Annotated in this window: 11 protein-coding genes; all 11 read left to right on the top strand. The window is 41.5% G+C overall.

All coding sequences use genetic code 11. From position 1 onward, the window contains the following. Positions 1-55 precede the first annotated feature (55 nt). The 11 genes from QZL88_RS09675 (at position 56) to QZL88_RS09625 (ending at position 15,739) form a co-directional block, all read left to right on the top strand. Complete coding sequence (locus QZL88_RS09675) at positions 56-184, top strand: hypothetical protein (protein ID WP_296940571.1); 129 nt, start codon at positions 56-58, stop codon at positions 182-184. A 91-nt stretch (positions 185-275) separates the two neighbouring features. Continuing rightward, positions 276-3,110 carry a triple tyrosine motif-containing protein gene (locus QZL88_RS09670; protein WP_296940570.1) on the top strand — a complete coding sequence of 945 codons (2,835 nt, stop codon included), beginning with the start codon at positions 276-278 and terminating at the stop codon, positions 3,108-3,110. Between the two features lie 189 nt (positions 3,111-3,299). Next, complete coding sequence (locus QZL88_RS09665) at positions 3,300-5,282, top strand: urocanate hydratase (RefSeq protein ID WP_296940568.1); 1,983 nt, start codon at positions 3,300-3,302, stop codon at positions 5,280-5,282. After that, entirely contained in the window at positions 5,282-6,103 is an 822-nt protein-coding gene (locus QZL88_RS09660; protein ID WP_296940567.1) for a hypothetical protein, read from the top strand. The genes QZL88_RS09665 and QZL88_RS09660 overlap by 1 nt, the downstream gene beginning before the upstream one ends. After that, on the top strand, positions 6,100-6,465 hold the full coding sequence (locus tag QZL88_RS09655; protein ID WP_296940566.1) for a hypothetical protein: 366 nt from the start codon (positions 6,100-6,102) through the stop codon (positions 6,463-6,465). The genes QZL88_RS09660 and QZL88_RS09655 overlap by 4 nt, the downstream gene beginning before the upstream one ends. A gap of 18 nt (positions 6,466-6,483) precedes the next feature. Further along, positions 6,484-7,386 carry a glutamate formimidoyltransferase gene (ftcD, locus tag QZL88_RS09650; RefSeq protein ID WP_296940565.1) on the top strand — a complete coding sequence of 301 codons (903 nt, stop codon included), beginning with the start codon at positions 6,484-6,486 and terminating at the stop codon, positions 7,384-7,386. Positions 7,387-7,484: 98 nt separating this feature from the next. Then, positions 7,485-8,735 (top strand): imidazolonepropionase, encoded by a 1,251-nt coding sequence (gene hutI, locus QZL88_RS09645; RefSeq protein ID WP_296940564.1) that lies wholly within the window; start codon positions 7,485-7,487, stop codon positions 8,733-8,735. Between the two features lie 219 nt (positions 8,736-8,954). Further along, entirely contained in the window at positions 8,955-9,293 is a 339-nt protein-coding gene (locus QZL88_RS09640) for a hypothetical protein (protein ID WP_296940563.1), read from the top strand. A gap of 4 nt (positions 9,294-9,297) precedes the next feature. Further along, positions 9,298-9,921: a cyclodeaminase/cyclohydrolase family protein gene (locus QZL88_RS09635; protein ID WP_296940562.1), complete on the top strand. Its 624-nt coding sequence runs from the start codon at positions 9,298-9,300 to the stop codon at positions 9,919-9,921. 3 nt (positions 9,922-9,924) lie between these two features. Then, positions 9,925-11,433 carry a histidine ammonia-lyase gene (gene hutH / locus QZL88_RS09630; protein ID WP_296940561.1) on the top strand — a complete coding sequence of 503 codons (1,509 nt, stop codon included), beginning with the start codon at positions 9,925-9,927 and terminating at the stop codon, positions 11,431-11,433. Between the two features lie 715 nt (positions 11,434-12,148). After that, positions 12,149-15,739: a glycoside hydrolase family 2 TIM barrel-domain containing protein gene (locus QZL88_RS09625; RefSeq protein WP_296940560.1), complete on the top strand. Its 3,591-nt coding sequence runs from the start codon at positions 12,149-12,151 to the stop codon at positions 15,737-15,739. Positions 15,740-15,806 lie beyond the last annotated feature (67 nt).

Raw genomic sequence — 15,806 nt, 5'->3', positions numbered from 1 at the left:
GCAGTCATAATGATTAGATGTGTAACCAAATCTATAAATAACGATTTATATATTAATGAGGCAAAAATTGAATAATACGACATTTTGTTCTGCCATTTTATTTGCTGATAATTTGGCGATTAAATACTTTTTGTTAGAGAGAGAGAGAGAGAGAGAGAGAGAGAGAGAGAGAGAGAGAGAGTAAATACGAGTTGTACACTATCAGAAAACCTTATTCCAAATAGTTGAAGAAATTATTTGGAACAAGGTTTTTTGTGCATATATCTTAAATCGACATGAAATATATATATATTCTTATCATAGCTTTTCTTGTGTCTGCATATAGTTATGCAAACCCGGTATGGAAACGAAAAGTTATCAATTACGAACGCGGGCAGTATGAGGCGGGGCCTCAGAACTGGATGATAGATCAATCTGAAAACGGATGGATATACTGTGCAAATAATAACGGTCTGCTTGAATTTGATGGAGTTAACTGGTCTTTATATCCAATCAGGAACCGGATTTTACGTTCGTTAAAAATTGTCAATAATAAAATATTCGTAGGTGGAAGTTCTGAATTTGGTTACTTCGCACCCAATGAGATGGGATTTCTGGAATACAAGTCTTTATCAGAAAAGATTACCGGTTGGACAGGAGAAGTGTGGAAAATATTACTGAACGATAATATTATATATTTCATCAGCGATATGCATATACATATGTATAAAGACGGTCTCGGGATAAGGACTATAGCTATAGATAAAAAGATAGATTGTTCGGGTATAGTAGGAGGGAAGTTATATATAGGCACTACAGAGGGAATCTTTTTTTTGAATAAAGAAAATAAGATGGAATTTCTATCCACATCTTCTTCATTATTGTCTCATAAGCTAGTCAGTATCCTTCCATACGAGAATCGATTGTTGGTAACCACTGCTCAATTTGGCCTGTATTTACTGGATAATAATAGTATACAACGGGTACATTCTATTGCTGATGATTTTATCTCTGCCAACCAGATGTTCAGTACCTCTATACTCGGTTCGGTGGTTGCGTTAGGCTCAGTCCAGAGCGGAACTCTGCTTTTCGATTTAAAGAATCCTCGATTTAAAGAAATTTATAATCTTGATAATGGCCTGAAGAACAATACTATTCTGAGTTCATTTTTCGATAAAGACAATAACCTTTGGCTGGGGCTCGACAAAGGTATTGGCCTTATAGATCTGAATACTCCCGTAAGCCACCTTTATGCGACTGTTTCTCCCATTGGCACCGGATATTGTTCGGCCCTTTACAGAAATGAATTTTACCTGGGTACCAACCAGGGATTATATAAATCGGAACCCGATGGCACTTGCCGATTAATAAAGGGATCGGAAGGGCAGATATGGTCAATGCTGGAATATGATAATTCTCTTTTTTGCTCCGGAGATAATGGAATTATGGTTATAGATGCTACAGGAACATACAAGATAAATATACCCGGTATATGGGAAACTCATCCGATAGCTCCGGATAAGGATAAGCTGATAGCAGGAAGTTATTTCGGTTTGGATATAATAGAGAAAAAAAACGGCAGATGGGTGCCTTCGCATAGGGTGGAGAATTTTAACAATTCGAGTCGGGGATTCATTGAAGATGATGAAAATCCGCATAGTTTCTGGTTAGTAAATGATAAACAGAAAGTGGAAAAGATAACTTTCGATTCTGTATTCTATGGCATAACCAACAGAAAAGAATATACACTGGGAAATTCGAGAACGAGTGAAAATTTGTTTTTCCGGAAGGTTGATAATAATCTTATTATTTGCGGACTGGATGGAATTTACCAATATAGCCGTATCACAGATAGCTTCGACAAATATACGCAACTCGAATCCATGCTTGAAGGGCCCCGATATTATGAGTTCTTATTTGTAGATAAACTAAAGAATATATGGTTTGTGACAGACAGCAAGCTGAAATTCAGGAAATATTCGCCTAATGGTTACAATGCTTCCATATACAATTGGGGACTGTCTAATGAGCTGATTATTAATCATGAGAATGTTTACCTTCCCGATCCTAAATCTGCAATTATATCTGTAGATAATGCCTTTATAAAGATAGACTTAACCAAAGATATTCATAAGCTAAAAAATATAAAGACTTATATAAAAAGCCTTTCCAGTAGCCGGAATGATAGCATTATCAGTACGGGGCAGGCTACCTCTCTCGTATCCATACCCTATTCCTTAAATTCGATAAAGATAAATTTTGCTGCAACAGATTTCACGCAAACATCAGATATACTATATGTATACAGGCTTAGGGGTGTGGATGATGAATGGAGCTTGCCCTCATCCATCGCATCGAAAGAATATACCAATTTGTCAGAAGGGAAGTATGTGTTTGAAGTAAAGGCATTTGTAAATGGGAATACGGATCCGACAAATACGGCCTCTGTCAGCTTCATGATTTTTCCCCCATGGTATAGGTCTTCCCTGGCGTATATATTGTATTTTCTGATAATTATCATTTTCTTATTTGTTCTGTATAAAAAGACAATAAGTAAGCAAAAGAAGATAATATACCAGAAAGGTGAAGAATTGATAGCACAAACCAAGCGTTATGAAGAGGAAACCAAGTTGAAAGATCAGGAAATATATGAACTCCAGAATGAAAATCTGAAAACTGAATTGCGATATAAAACTCAGGAACTCAGTGGGTATATGCTAAATGTAATCCGCAAAAATGAAATTCTTGAAGATGTTAAAAAGAATGCCTTGAGTATATCAAAATCTATAGATGAAGAGAAAGAAGTAAACATAATAAAACAAAAGGTAGTAAGGCTTATAAGCCAAATCAATAGCAATATAGAACATGATACGGATTTTGAAGTATTTAAATCCAATTTCGACCTTGTGCATCAGGATTTCTTCAGGCTGCTGGATGAGCGCTTTCCGGGGCTGAGCCGGAATGATAAAATATTGTGTGCCTACTTGTATATGAACCTTTCAACCAAAGAGATAGCTCCTTTATTGAATATATCTACACGTGGGGTAGAGGTAAACAGATACAGATTACGAAAGAAGATGAATCTCGACAGGGATATAAATCTCTCGGAATATCTACAAAATCTCAAGTGATATTTTGACGTTTTGATATATTTGAAGGCTGGTATCTACTGATACCAGCCTTTGTTTTTATTAAAATATTCAATTGGAGCTTTTTTATTATGAAAATTGTCGTTAAACATGCTTAGAAATATATCAAATATTTTCATCGGGAAAAATATAAATCTTATCTTCGAAAAATACAATATAGAATAAACAATCATGGAAATCAGACTCAATAACCAGCTGCCTGCATATCCCTCTTTCATTGAAGGAATACGCCGTGCTCCCGACCGGGGATATAAACTGACTCCTGCCCAAACAAAAATTGCTCTCAAGAATGCTTTACGATACATACCTAATGAACTTCATGAAGCTATAGCTCCCGAATTTCTGAAAGAATTGAAAACCCGGGGACGTATATACGGATACCGCTACCGTCCTGAAGGAGATATTTATCCGAAGCCAATAGATGAGTATAAAGGAAACTGTATAGAAGGAAAGGCCTTTCAGGTGATGATAGATAATAATCTGTGTTTCGACATAGCTCTTTATCCCTACGAACTGGTTACATATGGAGAAACCGGACAGGTATGTCAAAATTGGATGCAGTACCACCTGATAAAGCAATATCTGGAGATATTGACGCAGGAGCAAACCCTGGTTATAGAATCGGGACACCCTTTAGGTTTGTTCAAATCGAAACCGGATGCACCCCGTGTTATCATTACCAATTCGATGATGGTCGGCATGTTCGACAACCAAGCCGATTGGGAGGTTGCCGCACAGATGGGTGTCGCTAATTATGGACAGATGACTGCCGGAGGGTGGATGTATATTGGGCCTCAGGGAATTGTGCATGGTACATTTAATACGCTGCTGAATGCCGGACGGTTGAAACTGGGTATTTCGCAGAACAAAAACCTGAATGGCTATCTCTTTGTATCTTCCGGTCTCGGAGGTATGAGCGGCGCTCAGCCAAAAGCTGCCGATATAGCAGGAGCGGTATCTATTACGGCTGAGGTGGATTATTCACGGATTGAAACCCGTTATAATCAGGGTTGGGTGCATCATATTGTTTTGGATGCGGGCGAAGCCTTTAAATTAGCTAAGACAGCCAAAAGGGAACGTAAGTCTTGTTCAATCGCCTATCTTGGCAACGTTGTCGATCTGCTCGAATATGCTCAGACAAATCAGATACACATCGATTTATTGTCTGATCAAACATCATGTCATGCTGCATACGAAGGGGGATATTGTCCTGTAGGAATATCTTTTGAGGAGCGTACACGTTTATTGAAAAAGGACAGGGGTACTTTCCGTAAGTTGGTGGATGAATCGTTGAGGCGTCATTTCGAAGTGATTCGTAAACTCGTGAACCGTGGTACCTATTTCTTTGACTATGGTAATTCTTTTATGAAAGCAATATATGATGCCGGAGTGAAAGAGATTTCTAAAAACGGTATAGATGAAAAAGACGGATTTATATGGCCATCTTATGTTGAGGATATTATGGGCCCCGAATTATTCGATTACGGATACGGTCCTTTCCGCTGGGTGTGCCTGAGCGGAAAACATGAAGACCTGATAAAGACCGACCATGCGGCAATGGAATGTATAGATCCTACACGAAGAGGGCAGGATAAAGACAATTACGACTGGATTCGCGATGCCGAGAAAAACCAATTGGTAGTAGGTACACAGGCGCGTATCCTTTATCAGGATGCTTTAGGACGAATGAATATTGCCCTGAGATTCAACCAGCTGGTACGCGATGGTGAAGTCGGGCCTATCATGCTCGGTCGCGATCATCATGATGTAAGCGGTACTGATTCCCCTTTCCGCGAAACGGCAAATATAAAAGACGGCAGTAATGTAATGGCCGATATGGCTGTGCAGTGTTTTGCCGGAAATGCCGCCCGTGGCATGAGTCTGGTTGCACTTCACAACGGAGGAGGCGTCGGAATTGGCAAGTCGATAAACGGAGGATTCGGATTAGTTTGCGATGGTAGTGAACGAATCGATGGTATTATTCGTTCATCTATGTTGTGGGATGTAATGGGAGGAGTTGCCCGCCGTTCGTGGGCAAGAAACGGGAATGCAATAGAAACCTGCGAATCGTTCAACCAATCCCATAAAGACGAATACCATATCACGATGCCTTATCTGGCTGATGATGAATATATAAAGCAACTTTGTAAATAATGAAGAAACTAGTAACCCTGATATTATTGTTTGTTTCACTGAACTCTTTCTCCCAACTGGATCTGGCTAAAGTGGCCATGGATATTACTATAGAAGGAAAATACCTGTATCAGCTCGAAAAGGCAGCGTGGAGCGGGACAGATATATTCTCTAAAAGCTATAAAGAACCTCACCGGATAGGAGGCTACTTTTCCTTTATGGATGGTAATAAACCCAAATGCCTGGTCTTTTCCAAAGGGAATAATCCGAGGGTTCTGGGTGTTGTATCTTTTGGTGATATCAGTATAGTGGAAACAGCCACAATAGACTTTAAGGAAAGGGATTTCAAAGCCCTCGAAAAAGAGTTATATACCATCCGCACAAAAGCTTTTGAAGAAGTGCAGCAGGATACATTGTTCAAGGCATATAACAATACCAGTCTGAATCTGATCCCTACAAACAAAGGAGGAGAGAAAATCGTATATGCCCTCACAGCGCCTAAAGTAACGGGTACAGTCCTTTTCGGGAACGATTACCTGATGGTCTTCGACAAAGATAATAATCTGACAGAGAAAGAAAAGCTTCATCGCAACCTGATTCCTATTAAGATTGATGATGAACAAGAGGCTATTGCTTCAATGCATTCCCATGCAGAAGGAACGGATGAATTTATTACAGCCACCGATATATGTACGCTGATGCTTTATGCAAAGTTTGCCGGTTGGAAGCAGCATATTGTAATGTCCCGATATTATGTAAGTATATGGGACTGCGAGAGTGAATCACTTGTTATAATGACAAGGGATGATTATGAAAAATTAAAGAAAGAAATTAAAGAATGATACCTCAAATTAAATACATTGAATTGAAATCCGGCTATTCGGATAATGGCCCTGCTTGGATTGGAAAAGTTGAGTTTTCTAAAACTGGAAAAACTATCTATTTTAATGGACAAGCGTTTAAGGGGAATGGGCATGGATATGCAAGAGATATACAAACAGGAGAGCTTTATTGGATATCCGGCATTAAGAAGAATGGACAGGATAGGCATTGGGCTGGTAGTGGCAAAATTTATATTGATAAGGATATTGTAGATGAATATCTAAAAATCATAGATTCTTCAGCCCTTGATCCTCAAATATATGAACTAGTTGAAATTGTTCAAACAGATAAACAATTCTTTAGTAATCTAGAAAATATATAGAATAAAAAACAACATACCATGAGCACTAACAAAATCGTAGAATGCGTACCCAATTTCAGCGAAGGGCGCGATTTGGAAAAGGTAGAAAAGATAGCGAATGCTTTCCGTGCAAAAGCAGGCGTAAAGCTACTCGATTACAGTACAGATAAAGACCATAACCGCATGGTCGTAACCATAGTAGGCGAACCCGAAGCACTAAAGAAAGCTGTAATAGAAGCTATCGGCATTGCAGTGGATATTATCGACCTCAACCATCACAAGGGACAGCATCCGCGTATGGGAGCAGTAGATGTAGTGCCGTTTATCCCAATTCGCAATGTGTCGATGGAAGAGGCAATCAGTCTGTCCAAAGAAGTAGCTAAAGAAGTGGCAGACAAATACAACTTACCCGTTTATCTATACGAGAAAGCTGCATCTGCGCCACATCGCGAAAACCTGGCTACTATCCGCAAAGGTGAATTTGAAGGCTTGAAAGATAAAATGCAATTACCCGAGTGGAAACCCGATTTCGGCCATTTACAGCCACATCCGACAGCAGGTGCGACCGTTATAGGCGCACGTATGCCGTTAGTAGCTTACAATGTGAACCTGAATACGGACAAGCTGGAAATAGCTGATGCCATTGCCAAAAAAGTACGTTTCCTCGGTGGCGGGCTTCGTTTCTGTAAGGCGATGGGTGTGGAGCTTACCGACAGGGGTATTGTACAGGTATCGATGAACCTGACCGATTATACCAAGACTGCCATTTATCGTGCTCATGAGCTGGTGCGCATCGAAGCTAACCGCTATGGGGTAAGTATTGTAGGTGCGGAAATTATCGGACTTGTTCCTATGGATGCACTGATAAATACGGCTGCCTATTACCTCGGGTTAGAAGGCTTTTCTACAAAGCAGGTATTAGAAACCCATCTGATGGAGTAGGCCCCCTGCCCCCAAAGGGGGTAATTAAGAATGAGACACATTTTGAATAAATATATACTATCATAAAGCCTCCCCTTGGGGAGGTTGGAGGGGCTGATATGAAAAAAGGTAATATCATTATAAAGAACGTAACGCAATTAGTTACGTGTAGCGGATTCTCAGCGAAGAAAGGAAAGGAGATGTCCGATCTTTCAGTGATAGAGAACGGAACGGTTATCATTACCGATGGCATCATCACCTATGTGGGAAAGGATGCTAATTGCCCGCCGCTGTCCGATTTTCCTGACCATGAAGTGGTTGACGCTACAGGTAAGGCTGTACTTCCGGGCTTCGTGGATTCCCATACCCATTTCATATTCGGAGGATACCGCGAAGAAGAATTCTCGTGGCGTATGCGTGGTGACAGCTATATGTCTATCATGGAGCGTGGAGGTGGTATTCACAACACGATGACCGCGACACGCAATGCTTCGTTCGACGAATTGAAAAATTCGGGCCGGAAACGTCTCAACAGCATGCTGGCAATGGGCGTCACTACCGTTGAAGGGAAGAGCGGATATGGCATGGATAAGGCAACTGAACTGAAGCAGCTTGAGGTAATGAAATCGCTGAATAAAGAGCATGCCGTAGATATTGTCAGCACCTTTATGGGGGCACATGCTACTCCTACGGAATATAAAGGACGGGAAGATGAATTCCTCGATTATATGATTAAGGAGGTAATGCCCGAAGTAAAGTCGAAAGGCCTTGCCGAATGTTGTGATATCTTTTGCGAAAGGAATGTATTCGATATAGATCAATCACGAAGATATCTTACGGCCGCCCGTGATCTGGGTTTCAAGCTGAAAATACATGCCGATGAGATTGTCACTCTGGGCGGTGCAGAACTCGCAGCCGAACTGAAAGCCCTTTCTGCCGATCATCTGCTACAAGCCTCGGACAATGGAATCGAGGATTTAGCCGAGAGCGGAGTAGTGGCTACATTGCTTCCATGTACAGCTTTTTCTCTAAAGGAACATTATGCGCGGGGACGTTATATGATAGACTCCGGTTGTGCAGTGGCTTTGGCTACTGACCTGAATCCGGGAAGCAGTTTCACGAACTCCATTCCTTTACTTTTTGCTTTGGCTTCTATCTATATGCAGCTATCTCCCGAAGAAGCCTTGGCCGCTTTAACCATAAACGGAGCGGCAGCAGTAGGAAAAGCTGACAGAATCGGCAGTATAGATGTCGGAAAACAGGGTGATCTTGTGATTCTCGAATATCCGTCATATAAGTTCTTGCCATATCATATAGGGATGAATATTGTGGAAAAAGTAATAAAAAAGGGAAATGTTGTCGTTTCATAAGTTATTAATTTGAAAAAGGGAATAAAAATATTTTTTTTGATATCAGTAATTTTTATTATTGGTCTGTTCTCTTTTTTCCATTTTAGAGGCTTTTTCATTATAGATAAATCAGAAAGGGAAAAATTCATTTCTGAGATAAAAAATAGCCCTCAGCTCCCTGAAAAGTTTTATACAATATACAATATCATATATCCTCATTCTTTAGAACCTAAGTCGTTGATGCATTTTATAAATCATCAGGCGGGAGAGAATCGTTATTGTGCTTGTCGGGAAACTGTATATGCAGGATTATATCCTTTCTATACAAAGGCTTGGGATATAATACCGATTATAACGATGGTAGAGAAATATACAACACAGGAAGAATGCCTGAATTATTATATCCGTAAAAAGATTAAGGATGAAAATATCGACATCCAAAATATAAATGAATTGGGCGATTCCGAAATAGTAGAGTTACTTCTACTAATGGATAATCCATCTCATTATAACAAAAAGCAACACCCGGAAAGGGTGCAGAATGAGATTAACGAAATATTAAACAAACTAAATAAGTAATGTCATGTTAGTAAACTTAACTGTTAAAGAATTCCTATCCCAAACCGCCGGCAACGATCCTGTTCCCGGAGGAGGTAGTATTGCCGCATTGAATGCCGCAATTTCAGCGGCCCTTGCCGAAATGGTTGCTAACCTTACCATTGGCAAGAAGAAGTATGAAGATAAAGAAGAGATGATGAAAAAGCTTGCAGCATCAGCAAACAACTATCGTGCACTCTTTATCCACGATATAGATGCCGATTCGGATGCTTACGACCAAGTCTTTGCTGCATTCAAACTCCCGAAAGAAACTGATGAGGAAAAAGCCGAGCGTAGCAAGCAGATACAGGCTACCACTACGATAGCTGCCGACGTGCCTATGGATGTCGCACGTAAAGCTTTTGCTATAATGGAGGTCATAGAGGAAGTTGCCGAACATGGCAACCAGAATGCTATAACAGATGCTTGCGTAAGTATGATGACTGCGCGTACAGCCGTATTGGGTGCGATACTGAATGTGAAGATAAATCTCTCTGCATTGAAAGATGAAGAGTATGTCGCACGTATGAGAGAAGAATGCGGCCAGTTGGAAAAGGCGGCTGTAGCTAAAGAACAAGCTTTGCTGGAAAAGGTAAATAAAACACTATAACCTATGAAGAACGTCTATTATGTCGGCTCGGGTGAGCTAACCTTTGAGATACTGGAGCAAATCATAAACAAGAATCTGAAATTGGAGCTTGCTCCCGAAGCCAAAGACCGTATACAGAAATGCCGCGATTACCTCGATGAGAAAATCAAGTCGCAGAAAACACCTATGTATGGTATTACCACAGGGTTCGGTTCGCTCTGCAACAAGAATATATCTCCCGACGAACTTACCCGCTTGCAGGAGAATCTTGTAAAATCGCATGCATGTAGTGTAGGAGAGGAGATATCTCCGGTCATTGTCAAACTGATGATGTTACTCAAGGCGCATGCTTTGTCTCTCGGATATAGCGGAGTACAGGTGATAACGGTTCAGCGTATTATAGACTTTTTCAACAATGATATTATCCCTATTGTTTGCGACCGTGGTTCACTCGGCGCATCGGGCGATTTGGCTCCATTGGCTAATCTTTTCCTCCCTCTGATTGGAGCGGGAGATGTTTACTATCAGGGAAAAAAGCGTGAGGCAATAAGTGTACTGGATGAGTTCGGCTGGAAGCCTATCCGCCTGATGAGTAAGGAAGGACTGGCATTACTCAATGGGACACAGTTTATGAGTGCTAACGGAGTTTTTGCTATTCTCCGTGCATTTGCCATATCAAAGAAAGCCGATCTAATAGCAGCTCTCTCGTTGGAGGCCTTCGATGGTTGTCTCGATCCGTTCTATGAGGGCATACACAAGATGCGTCCGCATCAGGGTCAGATCAGTACAGCAGCCAACTTCTGCCAGTTACTTGAAGGCAGTGAGCTTATTTCACGGGAAAAGGCGCATGTACAAGACCCATACTCTTTCCGTTGTATTCCGCAGGTACATGGGGCAACAAAGGATGCGATGAACTATGTGGCATCAGTTTTGTTAACTGAGATAAATTCGGTGACCGACAACCCGACTATATTTCCGGATGAGGATAAGATCGTATCGGGCGGAAACTTTCACGGACAGCCATTGGCACTCTCTTACGACTTCCTTGCAATTGCGTTATCAGAATTGGGTAATATCTCAGAGCGGCGTGTGGCTCAGTTGATAATGGGGCTTCGCGGACTACCTGAATTCCTTGTCGCTAACCCGGGTGTCAACTCCGGCTTTATGATTCCACAATATACATCTGCTTCGATGGTTAGCCAGAATAAGATGTACTGCTATGCCGCATCAAGCGATTCCATCGTATCGTCTAACGGGCAGGAAGACCACGTGAGTATGGGGGCAAATGCAGCGGTCAAATTATTTAAGATAATGGATAACCTGAATCATATTCTGGCCATAGAGTTGATGAATGCCGCGCAGGGAATAGATTTTCGCCGTCCCGCAAAAACATCGCCTATACTCGAAAACTTCCTAAAGGAATACAGGAAAGAAGTGGCTTTTATCAATGACGACATTGTGATGTACAAAGAGATACATAAAACAGTAGCATTCCTTAACAGGGTTTCTCTGGACTTTATTGATTGGCAATAACCTTTTCTATCTGAATAGATAGGAACTATATGTAAAAAGTAACAAAAGTAACATCTTTTTCAGGTTTTTCTTCTTGTTACTTTTTTACTTCTATGACATAGTTTTTGTATGTCACTTTGAGTCAATAAGCCCGAAACACTAAAGGGGCGTGTCCGCTAAAATCTACAAAAGGTAACAAAGGTAACAGAGGGAGCACTTAATAATTAAGAATAAAAAATTAAGAACTAACGGTCAGTGGAGCTAATTAGCTTTTACTCTCTGTCGCCTCCCCTCGGGGCAGGGCTGTTAAGTTCTGAATTCTTATATCCTCTTTGTCATGTTGAGCGGAGTGAAACATCTCGTTTCTCAGGGTCGGGATTCTGAACGAAGTGAAGAATGACTGCAGAAAATAATAGAATAAAGCAAAGAACTTAACAGCCCTGCCCCTCGGAGAGGTTGGAGGGGCTAAACGGTTATACTATTTCATTTATTCGCTGATTAATTTTTTTCAAAGAACGACAAACGAGTAATTTCCATACTGCTTATACCTATAGATAAAATTTCTGATAAAAATCCCACTTATACACTATAGGGCTTTATTTTATAATCTGCTTAATTCATAATCAATTGGTAAGATTAAGAGGGAAGTTTTTGAATATGAATTGTTAAAAGATTATCTTTGTTTGTCCAATAGTGAACGAACCTTATTAACCCGGAATCATCAAAAATTAATTACATGCGAAAACGAACAATCTATCACCTTTTATTTGTGATAAGTCTGCTGTTTATCAGCACGAAAGTGTCCTCTCAGGAAATCAACCCTGATGTTTTATACAAGTTGGTAAGCCCTTCGGGTCTGGTTCTCGATAACCGTGATGCACCTGACAATTCGGCAAATATGTATTTGGCCAAAGATGTGAAGAATAGTCGTGGTCAGGTATGGAAGATAGTCAAGTTGGCTAGTGGTTACTATACTATAACCAATCCGTTCATCAATAAAAGCATTGATAACGATAATGAACCGGCTGGCAATGGAAATCCTATTATACAATGGGATGCTAATCCGACAAACAGAAACCAGCAATGGAAGTTTACTATCACCGGAACCGGCGCATACGCTATCTCCCACAGAAGCAGTGGCCTTACAATTGCTTTTACCGGAGAAGATGCTGTAGGTGCACGTGTATTTCAAATGCCGGCATCATCACAGGTATGGAGATTAGTGCCGTCCAACATAAAGGCTCCGAAAGAGGTAAAGCAGAAACCAAGTAAATATGATTGGGAAAACGAGACTATCTTTGCCATCAATAAAGAGCCCGGACATGCTACTTATTATACTTTCCCTTCCTTGGAAAGTCTCAAAGCGGATAAAACTTTTGACAAACCTTGGGAAGAACCGGCATCTTCTTTATATAAGTCTCTGAATGGCAATTGGAAGTTTCACTGGGTGAAAAAGCCGTCGGAACGCCCTGCTGATTTCTACAAGATGAATTATGACGTTTCTTCGTGGAAAGAGATACCTGTACCTTCCAATTGGGAAATGCACGGCTACGGGACTCCTATATATACCAATATAACATACCCTTTCAGAAACAATCCTCCGTTTATACAGCCGCAAAGAGGATATACCAACGAGATAGAAGTAAACCCTGTAGGATCGTATCGCCGCGATTTCTCAATTCCTGCCGATTGGGATGGAAAAGAGATATTCCTCCATTTCGACGGAGTATATAGCGGACTTTATGTATGGATAAACGGAAAGAGAGTGGGCTATAGCCAGGGTGCAAACAACGTGGCCGAATTTAATATCACTGACTATGTAAAAACCGGAGACAATACAATTGCAGCGGAAGTATATCGCTGGACGGACGGTAGCTATATCGAAGATCAGGATATGTTCCGCCTGAGTGGTATCCATCGGAGTGTATTCCTGTTTGCAACTCCTAAAGTACATGTGCGTGACTACTTCCTTCAGTCCGAGTTTAAGGGGGACGACTACAGTAGTGCGGCATTTAAAGTCAATGCTTCAGTAAAGAACTATGATAAGAAAGCGTCCCAACCTGCGACCGTAAATATATCCTTGCTTGATATGGAAGGCAAAGAGGTGGCCAGCCTTTCTCAACCTGTAGAGGCTCTGAAAGGCGGACAGGAACAGGTTTATGATCTGCAGACTACAATAAGCAAACCTATTCTATGGTCGGCGGAAAAGCCGAATCTTTATACGGCTGTTGTCACCCTCAAAGACAACAATGGAAATGTAGTGGAAGCGATGTCGTCTAAGTTTGGCTTCCGTAAGATTGAGATAAAGAACAAGCGTGTATATGTAAACAATGAGCAGGTGTTCTTCAAAGGTGCAAACCGTCACGATATTCATCCTCAGTTCGGCAAAGCCGTTCCTGTAGAGTCTATGATACAGGATATCCTGCTGATGAAGCAGCACAACCTGAATACAATCCGCACAAGTCATTACCCGAACGACCCCCGTATGTATGCCTTGCATGATTATTACGGGCTGTATGTGATGGATGAGGCCGATTGCGAAAATCATGGTAATCATTCTATCAGTGGTATGCCAAGTTGGGCTCCTGCATATAAGGATAGGATGGACCGGATGGTGAAACGCGACAGGAATCACCCGTCTATAATCTTCTGGTCGTTAGGTAATGAAGGAGGAAATGGCGACAACTTCGATGAAATGTATAAAGTGGCGAAGGCGCTTGATCCTTCGCGTCCGATACACTATGAAGGTAAGAATGAAGTAGCGGATATAGATTCACATATGTATCCCGATATGGCTCGGATGGCAGCTTTTGACCAGCAAGATTCCGATAAGCCGTATTTCCTTTGCGAGTATGCCCACTCTATGGGGAATGCTCCGGGCAATCTCGCTGAATACTGGGATTATATCGAAAATCAGTCGCAGCGTATGATTGGCGGATGTGTATGGGACTGGGTAGACCAAGGACTGAATATGTACGGAAAGCCTGCCAACCAATACTATCTGGGTGGAGACTTCGGGGATAAACCCAATGATTTCGACTTTGTAAACAACGGACTCACTACTCCCGACCGCCGGGTTACTGCCAAGCTGTTGGAGGTGAAAAAGGTTTACCAGTACATTAAGTTCAAAGCCCTGTCGTTAGCTACAGGTAAGATCGAAATTGAGAACAAGTATGATTTTACCGACCTGAACGAGTTCGATATCACATGGGAAGTTATCAAAGACGGAGTAAAAGTGGAGTCGGGCAAAATGAACCCTATTGACTTGGCTCCTAATCAAAAGACAGTGATAACAATCCCTTACAATAAGAGTCTGGATGCAGGCAGCGAATATTTCCTCAATCTGTCTTTCTCTTTGAGAAAGGATGCAAGCTGGGCTAAAGCCGGGCATACAGTTGCTGCCGAGCAATTTGCCCTGAACAGAAGACTACCGTTGGCGGCAGTGAATACTTCGACGATGCAGAATGTTGTCACTAGTGTAGACGGAGATAATCTGACTATCGGTGGCGCAGATTTCAAGACCGTATTCAACACTCAGACCGGAATTATGACCTCATTGCAATACAATGCCAAAGAGATGATATTCAATAACAACGGCTTCAACCTGAACTGGTATCGCAGTGTGAACAATGACAAATATACCGATCAGAATTACTATCCGACAACAAACGATAAGCCGATGTTTACTTATCAAACGGCTGCTGATGGCAAGTCGGTTACAGTGATATCCAGTACTACGGCCACCATCAGCAGTGAGAAACCGATTCGTGTACCGTATCTGGTGAAATATGTGATCTACGCCGATGGTACAATAGATGTGGATGCCAGTTTCACTTCTCCACAAGACGGACGGATCATACATCGTCTGGGGCTACAGGTTGTACTGCCTGAAGGTATGGAAAATGTCCGTTACTATGGCCGTGGCCCACATGAGAACTATTGGGACAGGAAACATTCCGCATTCTTCGGTCAGTATGCCACAACTGTAAAGGGTATGGAGGAAGAACATTATGTACGTGCTCAGAGTATGGGTAACCGTGATGACGTAAGATGGGTCAGCATTACAAACCGAAGTGGTCAGGGATTGAAGATATCATCCAAAGACAGACTGGGATTCAGTGCTTTGCATTTTACCGATCAGGCTCTGTGGGAAGCTATACATGATTTCAAGCTGGATGAGATCCGTAAACCGGAGACTTATCTCAGTCTGGATTGCATCCAACAAGGACTTGGCAATGCAAGCTGCGGGCCTCTGCCTCTGCCTGAATATATGATTCCGGCTAATCAGAATCTAAGCTATTCGTTCAGGATACAACCTGCAAAATAAATAGTTATATAAGAATTTAAGAGGTTGTCTAAAAATACTTAGACAGCCTCTTGTCATATTGAACGGA

The sequence above is a fragment of the uncultured Dysgonomonas sp. genome, from assembly GCF_900079725.1.
Classification (GTDB): Bacteria; Bacteroidota; Bacteroidia; order Bacteroidales; family Dysgonomonadaceae; genus Dysgonomonas.
The sequence above is the reverse complement of the archived record's forward strand: the minus strand, read 5'-3'. Positions and strand labels throughout refer to the sequence as shown.